The organism is Streptomyces sp. Y309, assembly GCF_056712025.1.
Genome location: NZ_CM160048.1, coordinates 971,002 through 991,509, shown reverse-complemented (window position 1 = coordinate 991,509; position 20,508 = coordinate 971,002). Strand labels below are relative to the sequence as shown.

The 20,508-nt window shown below is 73.0% G+C and carries 18 protein-coding genes; 5 read left to right on the top strand and 13 right to left on the bottom strand.

Annotated features, from left to right (window positions below; all coding sequences use genetic code 11):
- The first annotated feature begins 2 nt into the window (after positions 1-2).
- Together AC0KTA_RS03475 and AC0KTA_RS03470 are read left to right on the top strand one after the other, a co-directional pair.
- Positions 3-1,952 carry a fumarate reductase/succinate dehydrogenase flavoprotein subunit gene (locus AC0KTA_RS03475; protein WP_481053596.1) on the top strand — a complete coding sequence of 650 codons (1,950 nt, stop codon included), beginning with the start codon at positions 3-5 and terminating at the stop codon, positions 1,950-1,952.
- The gene (locus AC0KTA_RS03470; protein WP_481053595.1) at positions 1,949-2,695 is read left to right on the top strand and encodes a succinate dehydrogenase/fumarate reductase iron-sulfur subunit; all 747 of its coding nucleotides are present in this window, start codon (positions 1,949-1,951) and stop codon (positions 2,693-2,695) included. The genes AC0KTA_RS03475 and AC0KTA_RS03470 overlap by 4 nt, the downstream gene beginning before the upstream one ends.
- On the opposite strand, the gene AC0KTA_RS03465 is transcribed toward AC0KTA_RS03470, so the two are convergent.
- The 5 genes from AC0KTA_RS03465 to AC0KTA_RS03445 form a co-directional block, all read right to left on the bottom strand.
- Complete coding sequence (locus AC0KTA_RS03465) at positions 2,692-3,690, bottom strand: MBL fold metallo-hydrolase (RefSeq protein WP_481053594.1); 999 nt, start codon at positions 3,688-3,690, stop codon at positions 2,692-2,694. The genes AC0KTA_RS03470 and AC0KTA_RS03465 overlap by 4 nt on opposite strands.
- Before the next feature lie 233 nt (positions 3,691-3,923).
- Positions 3,924-6,305 (bottom strand): excinuclease ABC subunit UvrA, encoded by a 2,382-nt coding sequence (locus AC0KTA_RS03460; protein WP_481053593.1) that lies wholly within the window; start codon positions 6,303-6,305, stop codon positions 3,924-3,926.
- Positions 6,306-6,347: 42 nt separating this feature from the next.
- Positions 6,348-7,478: an LLM class flavin-dependent oxidoreductase gene (locus tag AC0KTA_RS03455; protein ID WP_481053592.1), complete on the bottom strand. Its 1,131-nt coding sequence runs from the start codon at positions 7,476-7,478 to the stop codon at positions 6,348-6,350.
- A 93-nt stretch (positions 7,479-7,571) separates the two neighbouring features.
- Positions 7,572-8,051, bottom strand: a complete 480-nt coding sequence (locus AC0KTA_RS03450; protein WP_481053591.1) for a hypothetical protein — start codon at positions 8,049-8,051, stop codon at positions 7,572-7,574.
- Positions 8,052-8,108: 57 nt separating this feature from the next.
- Complete coding sequence (locus AC0KTA_RS03445; RefSeq protein ID WP_481053590.1) at positions 8,109-9,392, bottom strand: styrene monooxygenase/indole monooxygenase family protein; 1,284 nt, start codon at positions 9,390-9,392, stop codon at positions 8,109-8,111.
- Positions 9,393-9,451: 59 nt separating this feature from the next.
- Between AC0KTA_RS03445 and AC0KTA_RS03440 the strand changes: the two genes are divergently transcribed.
- Positions 9,452-9,973, top strand: coding sequence for a phosphatase domain-containing protein (locus tag AC0KTA_RS03440; RefSeq protein WP_481053589.1), 522 nt, complete (start codon positions 9,452-9,454; stop codon positions 9,971-9,973).
- 61 nt (positions 9,974-10,034) lie between these two features.
- Here AC0KTA_RS03440 and AC0KTA_RS03435 read toward each other — a convergent pair whose 3' ends face one another.
- Positions 10,035-10,250, bottom strand: coding sequence for a dodecin (locus tag AC0KTA_RS03435; protein ID WP_481053588.1), 216 nt, complete (start codon positions 10,248-10,250; stop codon positions 10,035-10,037).
- A 243-nt stretch (positions 10,251-10,493) separates the two neighbouring features.
- Here AC0KTA_RS03435 and AC0KTA_RS03430 point away from each other — a divergent pair, with 243 nt between their 5' ends.
- Positions 10,494-11,765: an extracellular solute-binding protein gene (locus AC0KTA_RS03430; protein ID WP_481053587.1), complete on the top strand. Its 1,272-nt coding sequence runs from the start codon at positions 10,494-10,496 to the stop codon at positions 11,763-11,765.
- Positions 11,766-11,862: 97 nt separating this feature from the next.
- Here AC0KTA_RS03430 and egtD read toward each other — a convergent pair whose 3' ends face one another.
- From egtD to AC0KTA_RS03400, 6 genes are all read right to left on the bottom strand, one after another.
- Entirely contained in the window at positions 11,863-12,825 is a 963-nt protein-coding gene (gene egtD / locus AC0KTA_RS03425; protein ID WP_481053586.1) for an L-histidine N(alpha)-methyltransferase, read from the bottom strand.
- Entirely contained in the window at positions 12,822-13,577 is a 756-nt protein-coding gene (egtC, locus tag AC0KTA_RS03420; protein WP_481053585.1) for an ergothioneine biosynthesis protein EgtC, read from the bottom strand. Before egtC ends, egtD begins: the two co-directional genes overlap by 4 nt.
- On the bottom strand, positions 13,577-14,941 hold the full coding sequence (egtB, locus tag AC0KTA_RS03415; RefSeq protein ID WP_481053584.1) for an ergothioneine biosynthesis protein EgtB: 1,365 nt from the start codon (positions 14,939-14,941) through the stop codon (positions 13,577-13,579). Before egtB ends, egtC begins: the two co-directional genes overlap by 1 nt.
- Positions 14,938-16,245: an ergothioneine biosynthesis glutamate--cysteine ligase EgtA gene (egtA, locus tag AC0KTA_RS03410; RefSeq protein WP_481053583.1), complete on the bottom strand. Its 1,308-nt coding sequence runs from the start codon at positions 16,243-16,245 to the stop codon at positions 14,938-14,940. The genes egtB and egtA overlap by 4 nt, the downstream gene beginning before the upstream one ends.
- 284 nt (positions 16,246-16,529) lie before the next feature.
- Entirely contained in the window at positions 16,530-16,871 is a 342-nt protein-coding gene (locus AC0KTA_RS03405; protein WP_481053582.1) for a hypothetical protein, read from the bottom strand.
- Positions 16,872-17,034: 163 nt separating this feature from the next.
- Positions 17,035-18,456, bottom strand: a complete 1,422-nt coding sequence (locus tag AC0KTA_RS03400; RefSeq protein ID WP_481053581.1) for an amidase — start codon at positions 18,454-18,456, stop codon at positions 17,035-17,037.
- Between the two features lie 348 nt (positions 18,457-18,804).
- Here AC0KTA_RS03400 and AC0KTA_RS03395 point away from each other — a divergent pair, with 348 nt between their 5' ends.
- On the top strand, positions 18,805-19,890 hold the full coding sequence (locus AC0KTA_RS03395; protein ID WP_481053580.1) for a LacI family DNA-binding transcriptional regulator: 1,086 nt from the start codon (positions 18,805-18,807) through the stop codon (positions 19,888-19,890).
- A gap of 119 nt (positions 19,891-20,009) precedes the next feature.
- On the opposite strand, the gene trxA is transcribed toward AC0KTA_RS03395, so the two are convergent.
- On the bottom strand, positions 20,010-20,393 hold the full coding sequence (gene trxA / locus AC0KTA_RS03390) for a thioredoxin (protein ID WP_481053579.1): 384 nt from the start codon (positions 20,391-20,393) through the stop codon (positions 20,010-20,012).
- Between the last annotated feature and the right edge of the window lie 115 nt (positions 20,394-20,508).

The following is a 20,508-nucleotide window of genomic DNA, read 5'->3' as shown; positions in this document are numbered from 1 at the left end:
CGATGAATTCTTATTCCGAGTACACCACCGGCGAGCCGGTCGCCGACACCAAGGCGCCCGAGGGCCCCGTCGCCGAGCGCTGGGACACCCGCCGCTTCGAGGCCAAGCTGGTCAACCCCGCCAACCGCCGCAAGCACACCGTCATCGTCGTCGGCACCGGCCTCGCGGGCGGCTCGGCGGGCGCCACGCTCGCCGAACAGGGCTACCACGTCGTGCAGTTCTGCTACCAGGACTCGCCGCGCCGCGCCCACTCCATCGCCGCGCAGGGCGGCATCAACGCCGCGAAGAACTACCGCAACGACGGCGACTCCATCCACCGACTGTTCTACGACACCGTCAAGGGCGGCGACTTCCGCGCCCGCGAGTCCAACGTGCACCGCCTCGCGCAGATCTCCGTCGAGATCATCGACCAGTGCGTCGCCCAGGGCGTGCCGTTCGCCCGGGAGTACGGCGGCCTGCTCGACACCCGCTCCTTCGGCGGCGTGCAGGTCTCGCGTACGTTCTACGCGCGCGGCCAGACCGGACAGCAGCTGCTCCTCGGCGCGTACCAGGCGCTTTCGCGGCAGATCGCCGCGGGCAACGTCGAGATGCATCCGCGTACGGAGATGCTGGACGTGATCGTCGTCGACGGGCGGGCCCGCGGCATCGTCGCCCGCGACCTGATCACCGGCAAGATCGACACGTACTTCGCGGACGCCGTCGTCCTCGCGTCCGGCGGCTACGGCAACGTCTTCTACCTGTCGACGAACGCCATGAACTCCAACGCGACGGCCGTGTGGCGGGCCCACCGGCGCGGCGCCTACTTCGCGAACCCCTGCTTCACGCAGATCCACCCCACCTGCATCCCGCGCACCGGCGACCACCAGTCCAAGCTCACGCTGATGAGCGAGTCGCTGCGCAACGACGGCCGCATCTGGGTGCCCAAGGCCAAGGGGGACACCCGCCCGGCGAACGAGATCCCCGAGGACGAGCGCGACTACTACCTGGAGCGCATCTACCCGTCCTTCGGCAACCTCGTCCCGCGCGACATCGCCTCGCGCGCCGCCAAGAACGTCTGCGACGAGGGCAGGGGAGTGGGCCCCGGCGGCCAGGGCGTGTACCTGGACTTCGCCGACGCCATCGAGCGCATGGGCCGCAAGGCGGTGGAGGCCAAGTACGGCAACCTCTTCGACATGTATCAGCGGATCACCGACGAGGATCCGTACGAGGTACCGATGCGGATCTACCCCGCCGTGCACTACACGATGGGCGGCCTGTGGGTCGACTACGACCTGCAGACCACCGTGCCCGGCCTGTTCGCGATCGGCGAGGCCAACTTCTCCGACCACGGGGCGAACCGTCTCGGCGCCTCCGCCCTGATGCAGGGCCTGGCGGATGGCTACTTCGTGCTGCCCTCCACGATCAACGACTATCTCGCCCGCAACCCGCACAAGGACGAGGTCGACGCCGACCACCCGGCCGTCCAGGAGGTCCTGTCGGAGACCGAGGACCGCCTGAACCTCCTGCTGTCCGTCGACGGCGACCGCACCCCCGACTCCTTCCACCGCGAACTCGGCGAGCTCATGTGGGAGTTCTGCGGCATGGCCCGCACCGAGACCGGCCTGCGCAAGGCCCTGGAGCGCATCCCGCAGATCCGCGAGGAGTTCTGGCGCCGCATCAAGGTCCCCGGCACCGGCGAGGAGTTCAACCAGTCCCTGGAGAAGGCCAACCGCATCGTCGACTACCTGGAGCTCGCCGAGCTCATGTGCCTCGACGCGCTGCACCGCGCCGAGTCCTGCGGCGGCCACTTCCGCGAGGAGTCCCAGACCCCGGACGGCGAGGCCGCCCGCGTCGACGAGGACTTCTCGTACGCCGCCGCCTGGGAGTTCACAGCGACGGGCGACGCCCCCGTGCTGCACCAGGAAGCCCTGACCTTCGAGTACGTCCACCCCACTCAGCGGAGCTACGCATGAAGCTCACCCTGCGCGTCTGGCGCCAGAAGAACGCCGACGCCGAAGGAGCGATGTCCACGTACGAGGTGGATGGAATCTCCTCCGACATGTCCTTCCTGGAGATGCTCGACACCCTCAACGAAGAGCTCATCGTCAAGGGCGAGGAGCCGGTCGCCTTCGACCACGACTGCCGTGAGGGCATCTGCGGCGCGTGCTCGCTCGTCATCAACGGCGACGCGCACGGGCCCGAGCGCACCACGACCTGCCAGTTGCACATGCGGTCCTTCAAGGACGGCGACACCATCGACATCGAGCCGTGGCGGGCGGCCGCCTTCCCGGTCATCAAGGACCTGGTCGTCGACCGCTCCGCCTTCGACCGCATCATCCAGTCCGGCGGCTACATCAGCGCCCCCACCGGCTCGGCCCCGGAGGCCCACGCGACCGCCGTGCCCAAGCCGGACGCGGACTTCGCCTTCGAGCACGCCGAGTGCATCGGCTGCGGCGCCTGCGTCGCGGCCTGCCCCAACGGCTCGGCGATGCTGTTCACGTCCGCCAAGGTCAACCACCTCAACGTGCTGCCGCAGGGCGCCCCCGAGCGCGAGACCCGCGTCCTGGACATGGTCGCCCAGATGGACTCCGAGGGCTTCGGCGGCTGCACCCTCACCGGCGAGTGCGCGACGGCCTGCCCGAAGGGCATCCCGCTGCCGTCGATCGCGGCGATGAACAAGGAGTGGCTGCGGGCGACGCGCAAGGTGAGCCGTTAGCGGCGGGGCCGCAGGTCGCCCCCGTACACGGTCCGGTAGTCCGGAACGACCAGGCGCGAGCGGGGACTTGCCCGGCGGACCTCGGCGGTGAACGCGTCGAGGTCCATCGTGCGGTCGGCGTGCGGCCCCTCGCTCAGCGGCCGCTCGAAGTCGTCCCAGTGCACCGGCACGACCACCCCCGGCCGGCCGAGCGCGTCGAGCAGCCGCGGCACGTACGCGTACGTCGCCTTGCTCGCCGCCACCGCCACCATCGCGATGTCGGGCGCGAGCCCCCGGAAGGCCCGCTCGTCGAAGTTGCTCGCCCCCATGAACAGCGCCGAGGGCGCGCCTCGAGGCGTCACCTTGAAGGCCAGGGTGTCGCCCTCCGGCAGGTCGGACACGGTCTTCGGCGCGGCGGGCGGCGCGTGCAGGGTGCCGGGCGCGAAGTACGAGTACTTCGCGTTGCGGCTGTGCAGCGAGGCGGCGACCTCGACGACGTACCCGCCGAAGTCGAGCACCTCCCCGCCCTTGACGACCGAGATCTGCCCGCCGTCCACGCCGAGCGCCCGCAGCAGGTGATACGTCGTCTCCGTGCCGACGACCCGCGCACCCGTCGAACGGGCCAGGTAGGGAACGTCGTTGAAGTGATCCCAATGGCTGTGGGTGACGAGGACGACCTCGGGCTCCCCCGCGTGCCGCCGCACCAACGCCTCGTCCGTACGCAGCGGCGTGGCGGCGTCGAAGTCACCCGTGGAGAGCCCGGTGGGGAAGCGCGTGACGTAAGGATCGACAAGTATGGTCTTCTTCTTCCCGTCCCCCTCGCCCACGTCGACACGCCACCCGGACGTGCCGAGCCAGCGATACGTGGCGGCGGACCCGCGGTGACCGGGGCGCGCGGCCCCCACCGGGCTGTCGGCGGACGCGGCGGCGGGTACCAGGGGCGCGGCCGCGCCGAGGGCGGCACCGCGCAGCAGGACGCGGCGACCGGGGCTGTTGGGACTCCCGTTGGTGTTCATGACGGCAGCGAAGCAGGTGACGCAGCATCATGTCCAAGAGCGAATTGGTCGCGGATTGATACGAGTTCGGCTATCACCGCAGGCCAGGTGAGGCCTTTCAGCCCGTCCGGCGTTTGAGGACGAGGCCGTTCAGGCCGATAGCGGGGGTCCGGGGGCGGCGGCCCCCGGTTTCGGGAAGGGGCGCCCGCGCGCGGAGCGCGCTAATGGACGCAGCGGGGAAAGCCCCGCAGGGCCTACCGCCCCACCACCCGCGCCAAATAAGCCCCAGTCCGACTCCCGCCGACCCCAGCCACGTCGGCGGGCGTACCCGCAGCAACCACCCGCCCCCCGGCCGCACCACCCCCCGGCCCCAGATCCACCACCCAGTCCGCCCCGCCCACCACAGCCATGTCGTGCTCGACGACCACCACGGAGTGCCTCGCGTCCACCAACTCGTGCAACCGCCCCACCAGCACCTCCACATCCGCGGGATGCAACCCGGCGGTGGGCTCGTCGAGGAGGTAGAGGGTGTGCCCACGCCGCACCCGCTGCAGCTCACTGGCCAGCTTGATCCGCTGCGCCTCGCCGCCGGACAGCTCCGTCGCGGGCTGCCCGAGCCGCAGATAGCCGAGCCCGACGTCGAGGAGCGTGCGCAGGCTGCGCAGCACGGCGGGAGTGTCGGCGAAGAAGCCGGCGGCGGCCTCGACGGTCAGGTCGAGCACGTCCGCGATGGTGAGCCCGCCGTGGGTGACCTGAAGGGTCTCCGGGTTGTAGCGGGCGCCCTCGCAGTCCGGGCAGGGCGCGTACGTGCTGGGCAGGAAGAGCAGCTCGACGCTCACGAACCCCTCGCCCTGGCACGTCTCGCAGCGCCCGCCCGCCACGTTGAAGGAGAAGCGCCCCACGCCGTAGCCGCGCGCCCGCGCCTCGTCCGTCTCGGCGAAGACCTTGCGGACGACGTCGAAAAGCCCGGTGTACGTGGCGAGGTTGGAGCGCGGCGTGCGGCCGATCGGCTTCTGATCCACGCACACGAGCCGGTCCACACCCGCGAGATCCGCCGCGTTCTCGGCGAGCTCACCGATCAGCGTCGACTTGCCCGACCCGGAAACCCCCGTCACCGCCGTGAACGCCCCCAGCGGGAACTCCGCGGTCACGTCCCGCAGGTTGTGCCGCGACACCGGCCCGACCTTCAACCAGCCGCGCGGCGTACGTACTTGACGTACCGCCACAGGCTCCCGGTCGAACAGGAAGCGTGCCGTCGCCGACTCCGCCACCGCCTCGAGATCGGCCACCGGGCCGCTGTGCAGCACCCGCCCGCCGTGCTCGCCCGCGCGCGGCCCCACGTCGACCAGCCAGTCCGCGTGCCGCATCACGTCCAGGTGGTGCTCGACCACGAACACCGAGTTGCCCGCCGCCTTCAGCCGGTCCAGGACGGTGAGCAGCGACTCGGTGTCGGCGGGATGCAGTCCGGCCGACGGCTCGTCCAGGACGTACACGACGCCGAACAGGCCCGAGCGCAACTGCGTGGCCAGGCGCAGGCGTTGCAGCTCGCCCGCCGAGAGGGTGGGCGTTGCACGGTCGGGGGAGAGGTAGCCGAGGCCCAGCTCGGTGATCGTGCCGATGCGGGCCAGGAGATCGGCGGTGAGGACCCCGGCCGTCTCCGCCCCGCCCGCGCCAGTTCCCGAACCAGCCGCCTCCTCAAGGCACTTGGCCAGCTCGGACAGCGGCAGCGCGGACAGCTCCGCGATGGTGCGGCCCGCGAACGTGACCGCCATCGCCTCCGGCCGGAGCCGACTGCCGCCGCAGGCCGGACACGGCTCACTGGCCAGGAAGCGTTCGGCCTTCGCACGGAGCGTCTGGCTCTTGGAGTCGGCGAACGTCTTCATCACATAGCGTCGGGCGCTCATGTACGTGCCCTGGTACGGGCGTTGGATGCGGCCCGCCTCGCGGACGGGGTGCACGGTGACGACCGGCTGTTCGTCGGTGAACAGGATCCAGTCGCGGTCGGCCTGCGGCAGCTCGCGCCACGGGCGGTCCACGTCGTGCCCGAGGGTGTCGAGCACGTCGCGCAGGTTCTTGCCCTGCCAGGCGCCCGGCCAGGCGGCGATCGCGCCCTCGCGGATGGAGAGCGAGGGGTCGGGTACGAGCAGTTCCTCCGTCGTGCGGTGGACCTTGCCGAGGCCGTGGCACTCGGGGCAGGCCCCGGCCGCCGTGTTCGACGAGAACGCGTCGGAGTCGAGCCGCTCGGCGCCCTCCGGGTAGTCGCCCGCGCGCGAGAACAGCATCCGCAGCGAGTTGGAGAGCGTCGTGACCGTGCCCACCGACGAGCGGGACGTGGGCGCCGCGCGCCGCTGCTGGAGCGAGACCGCGGGCGGCAGCCCCGTGATCTCCCCGACCTTCGGTGCGCCCACCTGGTGGATCAGGCGGCGCGCGTACGGGGCGACCGACTCGAAGTAGCGCCGCTGCGCCTCCGCGTAGATCGTGCCGAAGGCGAGCGAGGACTTCCCGGAGCCGGAGACCCCGGTGAAGACGGCGATGACGTCGCGCGGAACGTCCACGTCGACCCCGCGCAGATTGTGCTCGCGGGCACCCCGGACCCGTACGAAAGGATCGTGCTCGTGGGCGGGGCGGCTGTGCATGGGGCGGGCTCCGTACGCGGATCGGGGGCAAACCCCACGATTCTAGGCCGGGGGCCGCGCGGGAGCCCGCAAGCCCGCGGCTCGCGCGAGGCGCCGGAAGGAGTCGCGGAGGCCCTCGCGGTCGTACGTGCTCGTCGTCACCAGGACCTCCTGCGCGCCGCTCTCCTCGATCAGCAGCTTCAGCTCGGCGGCGACCCGGTCCTCGGTGCCGTGGATGTGCCCGCGCAGCGCCGACTCGTAGAAACCGCGCTCCTTGTCGGTCATGGCGCCCGTCGCCGCGAGCTCCTCGACGCGCTCGGCGGGCGGCAGCGGCGGGAAGGTGCCGTGGGTGCGGGAGTACGCCAACGACCAGGCCTCGGGGATGAGCAGCCGGCGGGCCGCCTCCTCGGAGCCCGCGACGGCGATCGAGCCCGAGACGACCACGTACGGCTCGTCCGACCAGGCGGAGGGCCGGAACGCGGCGCGATAGCGCTCGATGGCGGCGAGCATCTTGTCGCGGCCCCTGATGTCGCCGACGACCATCGGAAGCCCCGCCTCCGCCGCGATGCGCGCCCCTTCGCCGATGGCGAGGACGTACGGCGGGACGCTCAGGCCCTCGGCCGGGCGGGCGTGCACGCCCGTGTCCGAGGTGCCGCGGAACCAGCCGAGCAGCTCGGTCAGGTGCGCCGCGAAGTCGTCCGCGTCGTGCTTGTCGCGGCCGAGCGCCCTGCGCACGCCGTCCGTGAACCCGACCGAACGCCCGAGCCCCATGTCGATCCGCCCCGGGAACAGCGCCTCGAGCACCCCGAACTGCTCGGCCACCACCAGCGGTTGATGGTTCGGCAGCATCACGCCGCCCGTGCCCACCCGGATCGTCCGTGTGGCCGCGGCGACCGCCGCCGCGAGCACCGTCGGCGCGGAACCGGCTACTCCGGGCACGCCGTGGTGCTCGGACACCCAGAAGCGGTGATAGCCGAGCGCCTCCAGCTCCTGGGCGAGGGCGACGGTGTCACGCAGGGCCTGCGTGGCGTCGTGCCCCTCGCGGGTGCGGGAACGGTCGAGGACGGAGAACCGCACGCCGTCGGCACGGGGCGCTGATCCTTGCGGAATCCCGCTCCGCTGTTCGTCGTGCACGGCTGCTCCGGGGGAGTGGGATCCGGCTGTCACCCGGCTGATCTCCTCTGCTGCTTCCATGATCCGCCAGGTGTCCGGGGCAGGCAAAGTGATTCTGATCTCCGCGCTGTCGAGCGCTCGGCCGAGGGTGAAGGCGAGCCGACCGGCCGGTGGTCATTCGATCCCGAGGGGTCCGACGCCCAGATCCGCACGCATGAGGCGGCGCATCTCGGCCATGGCTGTGCGGCGCTGCTGGATGAAGGCCCTGTCCTCGGCGGAGCCGACCGCCACCCCGCGGGCATAGGCATCGCGTATCCGGCGCAGGCTGTGGAACGCCTCGTTCCCGGCCGCGACAACGGGCGGCGGGCCCACGAGCCAGAGCTGTTCGCTGGCCGTGTGCAGTCCGGTCCTGCGGAAGGCTTCGCGCACCGCCGCGTCACGCGCCGACTCGGTCATGTGATCGCCCAGGGCGACCGCCCGTATCTCTTCCCCCGCGTCCTTGAGCGCGGTGGCGTACTCCGTGTACACGGCGCGCCGCATTTCCCGGGCCTGTCGTGATTCCTCGCGCCGCCATCTGTTGCGATCGGCGATCAGGGTGGCGGCAATGCCGATGGCGGCACCTGCGAGCGTGGAGAGCAAAGGCATCCAGTCCATGCGCCGCATGCTGTCCGAACCGGTGCCGCGACACCAGCGGCCTGACCTTGCGGCGCTCTAGCAGGCGAACCGGGCCAGATAGGCGTCGGCCCCCTCCGGGTCCATCAGCCACTCGCGGTACGTCGACGGATCGGCGTAGCCGTTGGCGAACCGGTGGGCGACCTCCGGGTGGTCGAAGGCGGCCTCGATGGCGCGCCGCACCTGCTCGGGCTGCGGCTCGCGCAGCATGAACTCGGTGAAGGCGTGGGCATGTCGGGCGTTCTCCCAGTACGTGTCGAAGGTCGCCCGCATCCACTCCTCGTCGAAGGGGAGGTCCCCGTGCTGCAGGATGGCGGTGAGGTAACTGGCGGCCGCCCGCGCGGCGTTGTTCGCGCCCTGGCCGGTGATCGGGTCGTGGACGGCGAGGGCGTCCGCCATGCCGAGGACGGGGCGGTCGCCGTCCACGTGGGCCACGGGACGGCGGACCGTTGGGGTGATCGCGCCGTACAGGGCGGCACCGGGGTCGGTGGGTTCGGTGCGGCGGAAGCGTTCGTACTCCCAAGGCGCGTACGTCCGCAGCAGGTCGAGGGCGCGCCGCAGTCCGTCGGCGGCGGTGGGGCGGTCGTCCCAGCAGTCGTACGGGCCGCCCCACTTGCCCTCGAACAGCGCGATGTCGCAGGGCCCGCCGACCGTGAGTGCCCGCAGGATGATCACGTCACCGGCTGGCGGTACGCCGGTGGTCCGGACGCAGTCGGCGGCCGGGTCGGAGGCGTCGTGCGCGACGCCGTGCACGTAGAAGCAGGCCAGCGTGCGCGGCGGCCGGTCGTGGGCGGGCCAGGACGTGTCGTGCTCGAAGAGCGCGGAGAGCCGGCCGCGCCCGGTGGCGAGCACGGTCAGGTCGTGTGCGGCGGCGAGGGCGGCCACGTCGGCGGGGCCGGCGGACCGGTACTCCGCGCGCCCGCCCCGCTCCTCGAACAGCTCCAGCCAGGCGGCCAGCTTGACCCGCTGGTCCACGGAGCGCACCTCGTCGTCGAACGGCGCGGTGAACCGGTGCACCGGTGCGTCCGGTCGCCCCTCCGGCTCCCAGTGGCTGAGCTCGAACCCCGGCATCACGGGTGCGGTGTCGTCCCAGAGCGCGAGCCCGGCCGCCCGCTCGACGCGCAGGGCCGGGCCGAACATGAGCTGCGTCGAGGTCACCCGCCCGCCGCGCACCTCCTCCGGGCGCCGCTCGGCGACCAGCGTGACCTCGTACCCGGCTCCCAGGAGCCCGAGCCCCAGCTGCAGCCCCGCCTGCTCCGCCCCCACGATCGCGATCCTGCGCACCTCGTCCTCCGTCCCGCTCCGGCCGCGTCGGCCGGGCACGGTTCCGTCGTACCCAGGCCGCGGGGCCGCCAGCTGCGTACGTTCCGTACGCTGACGGCGTGACGTACGACAACACCCCGGCGACGTACGCCGCCGACGCGGCCGAGCGGCCCCTCGCCGTGTTCGATCTCGACGGCACCCTCGCGGACACCGCGCACCGCCAGCGCTTCCTGGAGCGCAGGCCACGCGACTGGGACGCGTTCTTCGCGGCGGCGCCGCACGATCCGCCGCTGCCGCACGGGGTGCGGCTCGTCCTGGACAGCGCCGGGGAGTGCGAGGTCGTCTATCTCACCGGGCGGCCCGAGCGCTGCCGTGCCGACACCGAGGCGTGGCTGGCCGCGCAGGGGCTGCCCGAGGGGCGGATCTGGATGCGGCGCGACCACGACCGGCGGCCCGCGCGCCGCACCAAGCTGGAGATCCTGCGCCGCCTCGCCCGCGACCGCGAGGTCCGGATGCTGGTGGACGACGACGCGTTGGTGTGCGACGACGCCGAGCGGGCCGGGTTCACGGTGGTGCGGGCGCGGTGGGGGAGCGTGTCGGCGGAGCTGCGGGACGCGCAGGAGCGGGAAGGGCGTACGTGAGCCCTCGGCCGTAGGGGGCAAGTCTCCCTGGTTCTGGGGCGCGTCCCCCCGCCGGGTCTGTCTAGGGCGCGTCCTCCAGGCGGAATCCGACCTTCAGGCCGACCTGGTAGTGCTGGATCCGTCCGTCCTCGATGTGGCCGCGCACCTGGGTGACCTCGAACCAGTCGAGGCCGCGCAGCGTCTGTGCGGCGCGTTCGATGCCGTTGCGGATGGCCTGGTCGACGCCTTCGTGCGAGGTGCCGACGATCTCGGTGACCCGGTAGGTGTGGTCGGACATGAGCGGGCTTCTCCTCTCCGCGGCGTTGCGGTGCCCTCCACGGTAGTGCCGGGGGGCCGTGCGGGCCTGTCGACGGAAGCGCCGCCCCGTGGTCACGCGGCCTTCACAGAAGTGCCACGGATCCCTCCACACCTCTTGACCGACGCGTTGGTCCATACCAAAATCCTGCACACCCGTTCGAGCTTCAAGCTCTTCCCCACGTCGGGCTTCCCCCGTCCTGTCCGCAGGCAGAAAGTGACCGACGTGAATCCCCGCCGTCTCCGCATCGCCCTGTCCCTGACCCTGGCCCTCGCCTCCACGGCCCTGCTCCCGGGCTGCGGCCGACTGCCCGGAGGCGGGGACGACCGCAGCACCGTGAAGGTGTGGCTGATGCGCGGCAGCGCGTCGGACGCCTTCATGAAGCGGTTCACGGAGGACTTCGAGAAGCGGCACGGCGACATCGACCTGGACATCAGCGTCCAGGAGTGGACCGGCATCGGCGAGAAGGTCAAGGCGGCCCTGAAGGACGACGACGGGCCGGACGTCATCGAGGTCGGCAACACCCAGGTCGCCCAGTACGTCGACCAGGGCGGCCTCGAAGACCTCACCCTGGAGTCCGCCCGCGACCTCGGCATGGAGGACTGGCTGCCGGGCCTCGCCGAGCCGGGGCGTTATGACGGTGGTCAGTACGGCATCCCCTGGTACGCCGCGAACCGCGTCGTGATCTACAACAAGGACCTGTTCGCCCGGGCCGGGATCGAGCGGCCCGCGAAGACGCGGCAGCAGTGGCTCGCCGACACCCGGCGGCTCGACTCGGGCGGGGACCAGGGGATCTATCTGGCCGGCCAGGACTGGTACACGCTCGCCGGATTCATCTGGGACGAGGGCGGCGACCTCGCGAAGGAGAAGGCCGGCACCTGGCAGGGCGCCCTGGACACCCCCGCCGCCCTGCGCGGCATGGACTTCTACCGGCAGCTCCAGGCCCTCGGCGACGGCCCGCCCGGCGCGGACGAGGAACACCCGCCGCAAGCCGGGGTGTTCGCCGCGGGCGACGTCGCGCAGATCATCGCCGTGCCCGGCACCGCGCGCGCCATCGAGGAGAAGAACCCGAAGCTGAAGGGCAAGCTCGGGTACTTCCCCATCCCCGGCAAGAGCGCCGGCAAGCCGGGCGCCGTGTTCACCGGCGGGTCCGACCTCGTCGTGCGCGACGGCACCGACGAGCGCAAGGGTGCCGTCGAGGTCGTCAAGGCGCTCGCCGGTGAGAAGTGGCAGAAGGATCTGGCGCGGACGATGGACTATGTGCCGAACAAGTCGACGTTGGCGTCCGCCGTTTCTGGGGAGGCGGGGGTCGCCGCGATGGCGGTGAGCGCCGCGCGGGGGCGGGCGACGCCCAATTCGCCGCAGTGGGCTGCCGTTGAGGCGGACAATCCCATCAAGGTGTACATGTCCAAGGTGCTCGGTGGAGGTGATCCGGCCCGTGAGGCCAAGGTGGCCTCCGGCCGGATCACCAGAGCGTTGGACGCCACGGGGCCGTGAGGCCGTTTAGCCGGGCGTTGCATTCTTCGCGCCCGGCACCGGGGGTTGTGCCCACCCGTGCCGCCCTGCGGCACGATTGCCCACAACGGCCAACCCGTCAGGACACCGTGCTCAGCGACAACGCGAAGCGGCCCCTCTCGTCTGTCCACCAGTGGGTCAACGACAGGTCTGCCGCAGCCAGTTCCGACTTCACGCCCTCCTGGCGGAACTTCGCGGAGATCTCCGTCCGGAGGTCCTCGCCGCGTTCGAAGTGCACGGCGAGGTCGAGTGCCGGGACCTTCACGGTCTGGGCGGCGCGTGCGCGCAGCCGCATCTCGATCCACTCGTGGGCGCGGTCCCAGACCGCGACGTGCGAGAACGCGTCGGAGTCGAAGTCCGCGCCCAGTTCGCGGTTGACGACGTGCAGGACGTTCTTGTTGAACGCGGCGGTCACGCCCGCCGCGTCGTCGTACGCCGACACAAGCACCGCCTCGTCCTTGACCAGGTCCGTGCCGAGGAGCAGCGCGTCGCCGGGGGAGAGCAGGCCGCGTACCGACGTCAGGAACGCGGCGCGCTCGGCGGGCAGCAGGTTGCCGATGGTGCCGCCGAGGAAGGCGACGAGGCGCGGCCCGGGTGTGCCGGGCAGGGCCAGGCCGCGGGTGAAGTCGGCGATGAGGGCGTGCACGTTCAGCGCGGGCCGCTCGGCGAGCAGCGTGTGCGCCGCGCCGGTGAGCGCGGACTCGCTGACGTCGACGGGGACGTACGTGTGCAGCGAGGGCAGCGCGTCGATCAGGTGGCGGGTCTTCTCGGAGGAGCCCGAGCCCAGCTCGACGAGCGTGCGCGCGCCCGTCACCTCGGCGATCTCGGTGGCGCGGGCGACCAGGATCTCCCGTTCGGCGCGCGTCGGGTAGTACTCGGGCAGTGTGGTGATCTCGTCGAACAGGACGCTGCCGCGCGCGTCGTAGAACCACTTCGGCGGCAGCGACTTGGGCGTACGGGTGAGGCCGTGCAGGACGTCGGCGCGCAGCGCGGCGCCGGTGGCGTCCTCGGGCAGGGTGCGGGTCAGCAGGAACGGGCTCACGCAGTGGGCTCCTTGAGCGGGGTCAGCAGAATGTCGGTGGCACCGGCGGCGAGCAGCGTGCGGTCGGGCACCTCGCGCCAGTGCGGGTCGTCGTCGTACGGCTCGGAGGCCACGACGGTGGAGCGGCCGGGGTCGGCGCGATACCAGAGGGTGTCGCCCCAGGCCGTCGCGGCGATCGTCTCGCCGTCGGTGAGCAGCAGGTTCAGGCGGGACGCGGGCGCCGCGCGGGCCACCTCGACGGTCACGTCGCCGAGCGCCTGCGCCGGCTCGTCGCCGCGCCGCAGGCGCTCCAGGACCAGCGCCCACACCAGGGCCGAGTCGCAGCGCGCCTCCAGGGACAGCAGGTCGGCGGGGGTCAGCGCGGTCGCCACCGCGGCGAGCGAGTCCGGCCAGCCGGACACCGCGCCGTTGTGGCTGAACAGCCACGGCCCCGCGGCGAACGGCGCCGCCGCGGCCTCCCCGTCCGCGCCCGCGAGCGTCGCGTCCCGCACGGCGGCGAGCACCGCGCCGGAGCGCACCACGCGGGCGAGGTCGGCGAACGACTGGTCGGCCCAGATCGGCCCGGCACGGCGGTAGCGGGCCGGCACCGGATCGCCGTCCGCGTACCAGCCGACGCCGAAACCGTCCGCGTTGACCGTCCCGTACCGCTGCCTGCGCGGCGCCCACGACTGCCGGAAGAGGCTGTGCGCGGGCTCCACGAGGAGCGCGCCGAGCGGCTGCGGCTCACCCAGGAACGCGAGATGACGGCACATCAGACGAGTCCCTGGGCGGTCTCGGCGGCCGTGACGTCGCGCGCCGTGCGGAAGCCGGAGAATATCTGCCGCCGCACCGGGTGGTCCCAGTTGCGGAACGTGCCCCGGCAGGCCACCGCGTCGACGGAGAACGCGCCGCCGCGCAGCACCTTGTAGTCGCCGCCGAAGAACACCTCCGAGTACTCGCGGTAGGGGAAGGCGACGAAGCCCGGGTAGGGCAGGAAGTCGCTCGCCGTCCACTCCCACACGTCGCCGATCAACTGCCGTACGCCGAGCGGCGATTCACCCTGCGGGTAGCTGCCCGCGGGGGCCGGGCGCAGATGCCGCTGGCCCAGGTTCGCCCGGTCCGGCGTCGGGTCCGCGTCGCCCCACGGGTAGCGCGTCGAGCGGTCCTCGTCCGGGTGGTGGCGCGCGGCCTTCTCCCACTCGGCCTCGGTCGGCAGGCGCCGCCCGGCCCAGCGCGCGTACGCGTCCGCCTCGTACCAGCTCACGTGCAGGACCGGCTCGTCGTCCGGCACCGGTTCGAGGGTGCCGAAGCGGCGGCGCAGCCACTGGCCCGCCTCGCGCCGCCAGAACAGCGGTGCCGTGAGCTTGTTGCGGCGCACCGTCTCCCAGCCCCGCTCGTGCCACCAGCGCGGCTCGTCGTAGCCGCCCGCCTCGATGAAGCGCTGGTACGCGGCGTTGGTGACCGGCGTGGTGTCGATGAAGAACGGCTGCACCAAGCGCCGGTGCGCGGGGCGTTCGTTGTCGAGCGCCCACGGTTCGGCCGACGTGCCCATCGTGAACGGGCCGCCGGGCACCAGGACTTCGGGCGGCCCCGTGAACAGGGGAGCGGGCCCGGGGTCCGGGGCGGTGAGCGCCGGGGCGCCCGCCCGCAGCTGATGGGTGATCAGCATCGTTTCGTCGTGCTGCTGTTCGTGCTGCGCGATCATCCCGAAGGCGAAGCCCGCGTCGGTGAGCCGCGAGCCGTGGAACGGGGTGCTCTCCAGTACGTCGAGGGCGCGGCCGCGCACGTCGGCGGCGTAGCGGCGGGCCTCGTCGGGCGCGAGCAGCGGCAGCGAGGGGCGGGTGGCCCGGGGGTGCTCGAACGCGTCGTACAGCGAGTCGATCTCGGGCCGCAGCGCCGCCCGGCCGCCGACCGCGCGCAGCAGCCACTGCTCCTCCTGGTTGCCGATGTGCGCGAGATCCCACACCAGGGGGGACATCAACGGCGAGTGCTGCGCGGTCAGTTCGGGGTCCTCGACGCAGGACGTGAGGAGCGCGGTGCGCTCCCGCGCGGCGAGCAGCGCGGTCTGCGCGCGGGCCCGCAGCGCCTCGGGGTCGGTGGCGGAGACGTGCTGGAGTCCCGTCGTGGAACCGGTCATCGGTGTGCGTCCTTCCCGGGCAGGGGCGTCCCGTGTGCGTGCTCCTCGTCGAGCAGGTCGTCGGCGGGGCAGCGCCCGCGTGCGACATACCGGTCGGCGTACGCCGCGACGGCCGCCAGCACGCGCGCGTCGGCGCCGAGCCGCGGCAGCGCGTCGAGCGCGGCGGCGAAACAGGCCGTGGCGGCCTCGTGCAGCTCCGGGTCGGCGAGGCCGTGCCGGGCCGCGTCCAGCCACAGCGGGCTGTGCGGCGGCGGCGTGGCGCCCGCGCGCTCGGCCAGCGCCTTGACCGTGCGGTAGGCCGTCTCGGCGGCACCCGGATCGTCGAACAGCGCGCACGTCACCGCGAGCGGCACGATCCAGCCGTGCTCGCCCGGCTGCGCGTCGACCATCCGCAGCTCCAGGTGACCGCGCGGCCTGACCGGCGGGAACAGCGTGGTGAGGTGGTAGTCGAGGTCGTCGCGGGTGGGCGGACGCGGCTCGCCGGAGCGAGCCCAGGACCGCAGGGTCAGCCCGTCCGGCACCAGCCAGGGAGCGGTGTCGGCGCGCACGCACATCACCGGCGCGTCCAGGGCGTGCCGCGTCCAGGCGGCCCGCGGCTCGCCGTCGAGCGCGGGCGCGCCCGACCTGCCGGGGTCGATGCCGGCCCACACGGCCTGCCGCGTGGAGCGCCAGCCGGTGCGGCGGCCGTCCTGCAGCGGGGAGTTGGCGAACGCGGCGACCAGGACGGGGCCGAGCAGGTGCGCGAGCCGCCAGCGGCGCGCGTAGCCCAGCGGGCCCGGCTCCTCGTACCCGGCGTCCAGGCAGATCTGCACGGACGCCGTGGAGCACATCATGCGGCGGCCCGCGTCGCCCGCGCGGTCCAGCCAGCACTCCATCGCGTCATAGCGCGGCTCGTGCAGGATGCGGGCCGGGGCGCGCCAGGGATCGGCGCCGAGGCCGGTGAGGGTGAGGTCGAGGGGTTTCAAGGTGTCGCGTACGACGGCCAGATCGGCCGATACGGTCGACACGCACTCCATGAGCGAGGCGGCGGGCAGCGAGCTGAGCTCAAGCTGGCCGCCGGGTTCGACGGTGACCGCCGAGTGCAGCGGCTTGGTCCGCAGGGCCGCGCGGGCGGCTTCGACGCGGGCGGACGACAGGGGGACGCTGGGCGCGTCCGGGGTGTGCACGAGCCATTCGAGCTCCACTCCGGTGCGGGCGGGTGGGCCCGTCTTGAAGCAGATGCCGCGCACCAAGGCCTCGATCTCCGCCTCGGTCACGGCTTCGCCGAGCCGGGCGCGGCGCTTCGTACAGTCTCCCTCTGGCATGGCGGGGATCCTCCTGTTCCGGCTTGCCCGGGCGAACTGCCCGCGCAGCGCTCGTAACACCCAAGACGTTGAAGCTATTTCGCACAAGAGTGCCCTCGTGGCCGGGAAATGCTGTTGCGACGGCCGACAGGCACGGCACACCATCTGTTCATGTTCGTCACGGGGGATCTGCATGCGTACGCGGCCACGTCCAGGATGCGGGACCGGGCGGCGCCCGGCACGCGGAGCGCGGCGGGGCGGGCCGCCGGGCGGGGGACGGGTGGGCTGAGGCGGTCGCCCTCCGCTCAGGCCGTGCTCGGGCCCTGCTCGATGCGGTACTGGTCCGCCAGTTCGTCGAAGGTGTCGGTGACGGCCTCGCTCAGCGCCACCGGGTGCGCCGGGCCGACGAACGTCCGCACCCGGTCCCTGACCTCGGCGGCCTTCTCCGCGCTCGCGAAGATGCCGAGGACGAGGACCCGCTGCGGATCGTCCTCGCCCCGCTCGTCGCGCAGCGTGAACCCCCACGGCACCTCGCAGGGGCCCTCGTGGTCCTCGACGGGGCACAGCAGCCGCGCGAGCGGTTCCTGGAGGGCGAGCGCCGCGTCCGTCCCGGCGCATCCGTGGATGTGGATTTCGTAGATCTGCACGCCCTGGACGGTAGGCGGGCGGCGCGGCGACCGCACCGGGTTTTCGGGGGCGGGCCGAGGGCGGGGCTGCTCGGGCGGGCTCATGTCCGAGCAGTTTGGAACGAACGTTCTATCCAGTGCTGGGGCAGGTGGTCCGGAGCGGCGGTGGCGCGCGCTGCCCGGCTCACGGCGCCGCCTGGGCGTCCGTCAGTGGCGTCGGCCACTGCTCGTGCCAGCGGCGGTCGTCCTCCAGCTGGGCCGCGAGGGAGATCAGCAGGGGCTCGCTGCCGGCGGGGCCGAGGAGCTGGGCGCCGACGGGCAGGCCGTGCGCCACCCGGCCCGCGGGCACGTTCACGCCGGGCCAGCCGAGCACGTTCCACGGCCACGCGTACGGGCAGGCCGCGATCATCGCCTGGTCGGTGCGCCAGCCGCTGAGCCTCGCCATCGTGCCGACGCGCGGGGGCGGGGTGGCCGTCGTGGGCGCGAGCACCACGTCGTACGTGTCGAAGACGGCGCCCACCCGCCGGTGCAGGGTGGCCTCCGCACGGCGCGACAGACGCAGCGGCGCGCCGCCGAGCAGCTTCCCCAGGCGCGCGGCGTCCTTGGTGCGCCGGTCGAGCAGCGAGGGGTCCGGCACCTCGCGCACCCAGTCGGCCACGCCCGCCGTGGCCCGCGGCACGAAGGCGAGGCCGATCTGGCCGTAGCGCGGGTCGGCCTCCGTCACGTCGTGGCCCAGCGCGGTCAGCCGCTCCGCGAGCTCCACGACCTTGCCGCGCACCAGCGGATGCAGCCGCTTGGGCGTCGCCGTGAACGGCATGCCCAGCGACAGCGCGATGCGCAGCCGGCCCGGCTCGCGCGTCGCGGCCTCGGCGGCGCGGATCGCGGGCGGCTGGTGCGGGTCGTCCGCGTGGTTGCCGCTCGCCGTGTCCAGGAGCAGGGCGGCGTCCGCGACGGTGCGGGCCAACGGGCCGTTGACGGTGATGCCGTTGAAGGCCTCCGGCCACGGCCACGTCGAGATGCGCCCGCGCTGCGGCTTGATCCCGACCAGGTGCGTCCACGCCGCCGGTATCCGCACCGACCCCGCCCCGTCCGAGCCCAGCGCCGCCGGTACGAGCCCCGCGGCGACCGCGGCCGCCGAGCCGCCCGACGAGCCGCCCGGCGTGTGCCCCGTGTGCCACGGATTGCGGGTGTCGCCGAACGCCGGTCCCTCCGTGAACGGCCACTGTCCCAGCTCGCACGTGTTGGTCTTGCCGACGATCACCGCCCCGGCCGCCCGCAGCCTGCGCACCGCCTCCGCGTCCTCGGCCTTCGGCGGGAAGTCGCCGGGGCAGCCGAACGCGGTGGGCTCGCCCGCCACGTCGGTGTCGTCCTTCACCGCGACCGGCACACCGAGCAGCGGCCCCCGCACGCCCGCCGCCAACTCCCGGTCGGCGGCGGCCGCTTCGGCGAGCGCGGCCTCGGCGCGTATCACGCGGAACGCGTTCAATACGGGCTGCGCCGCCTCGATGCGGGCGAGCGCCCGCTCGGTCAACTCCCGTGCGGACACCTCGCCTTCGGCCAGGGCGCGGGCGGTCTCCGCGAGGCCTGCGGAACGGTCGGCGGTCATGTGGGGGCACCTCCGGTCGGGCGGCGTGTGGGCGCGGCCGCGCGGTGGGGACATGGCTGGTGGCCGCCCGGGCGGGCAGGTTTACCGAACGGTAGCCTCCGGCGGCCCAACGCGGTATCCGCACGGCGGAGTTCGCGCCGCCCACCGGGTGCGGCGGTCCGCCGCGGCGGCGCGCGGGAGCGGCGCGCGACGCTTCCGCAAAGCCGTGCGTGCGCCGCCGCGGGCGTGTGCGACGGGCCGCGCGACCAGGCCCGACGGCGTGCGCGGCCATGCCCCGGCGCCTGCCCGGCAGCGCCCCCGCGCCCGCCTGGGTGCGCCCCGGTGCCGTCTGGAAGGATTGCGCCCGTCATGGTGCAGATACCGAAGCAGCAGCCCGCGCCGGGCCCGGCGCCGGACGCGCCGAGTCCCCCGCCCGACTCCGTGCCGCAGGGCACCCCGCACTCCGTGCCGACGAGCGCCGACGTCGCCCGCCTCGCCGGCGTCTCCCGCGCCACCGTCAGCTACGTCCTGAACAACACCAGCGCCGTCCGGATCAGCGAGCCCACCCGCCGCCGCGTGCACGCGGCCGCCAAGGAACTCGGCTACGTCCCGCACGCCGCCGCCCGCAGCCTGCGCGCCGGGCACACCCGCATGGTCCTCATGCCCACCCCGCAGATCGCCGTGGGCCCGCTGTTCAGCGCCTTCTTCAACGAACTCCAGTGGGCGCTGAGCCGGTTCGACTACACCGTCGTGCAGTACGGCAGCCTCGGCCTGACCGGCGAGGAGGCCGCCCGCGCCTGGGCCGAACTGCGCCCCGTCGCCGTCCTCGCGCCCGACGCGACCGCGCTCGGCGCCCGCGGCGTCGCCGTGCTCAAACGCTCGGGCGCCAAGGCCGTCTTCACCCTCGGCCCGCAGCGGGCGGAGGGCGCGCACGCCCTGCTCATGGACCAGCGCCTGGTCGGCCGCGCCGCCGCCGAACACCTGCTGGCCCGCGGCCGCCGCCGCATCGGCGTCGTCGTCCCCGAGGAACCCGGCCTCGAAGCCTTCTCCCGGCCGCGCCTGGACGGCGTACACGCCGCCGTGCGGGCCGCGATCGACGGCGAGGCGACCGAGCTGCCCCTCGCCTACACGGAGGACTCCGCCGCCCGCCTCGCCGACCACTGGTCCGCGTTCGCCCTCGACGCCGTGTTCACGTACAACGACGAGTACGCGATGCTCCTGACGCGCGCCCTCCAGGACCGGGGCATCGCCGTCCCCGACGACACGGCCGTCGTCGGCGCCGACGACCTGATGCTGGGCCGGCTGCTGCGCCCGCGCCTGAGCAGCGTTCGCATCGAGCTGCCCTCGGGCCGCGGCCTCGCGGAGCTGGTCGACAGGGTGGTGCGCGAACCGGGCGGTAAACCCGAGGTGCACGACGTACTCGGAGCGAGCGTCGTGCACCGCGAATCGAGCTGACGCGGCACGGAACAGCGGAACAGGCGGGCATCGAGCCGACGCGGCGGGAGAAGACGGGCGGGGGCGGCGGGACCGAAGTCCCGCCGCCCCCGCCCGGCACTGATCCCTCGACGGGTTTCTTACTCGCTCTGCTCCTTGGCCTGCTGCTCGGCGACGGACTTGCGCACCTCGTCCATATCGAGCTTGCGGGCCTGGCCGATGACGTCGTCCAGGGCCTCCGCCGGCAGCGCGCCGGGCTGCGCGAACACCGCGACCTGATCGCGGACGATCATCAGGGTCGGGATCGACTGAATACCGAAAGCGGCCGCCAGCTCCGGCTGCGCCTCCGTGTCGACCTTGCCGAAGACCAGATCGGGGTTGGCCTCCGCGGCCTTCTCGTACACGGGGGCGAACTGGCGGCAGGGCCCGCACCAGGTCGCCCAGAAGTCGATCAGGACGAAGTCGTTGTCCGTCATCGTCTGGTCGAAGTTTTCCTTCGTGAGCTCCACTGTCGTGCTGCTCATGGTCAGTCTCTCTTCCTGGTGAGGGCGAAGCCGTCGTGCACAACGGCCGGGGCGACGGCCGTATTCCGCGCGCGTACCCATGTGGCCACGCCGCACACCTGGGACCAGACTGTCC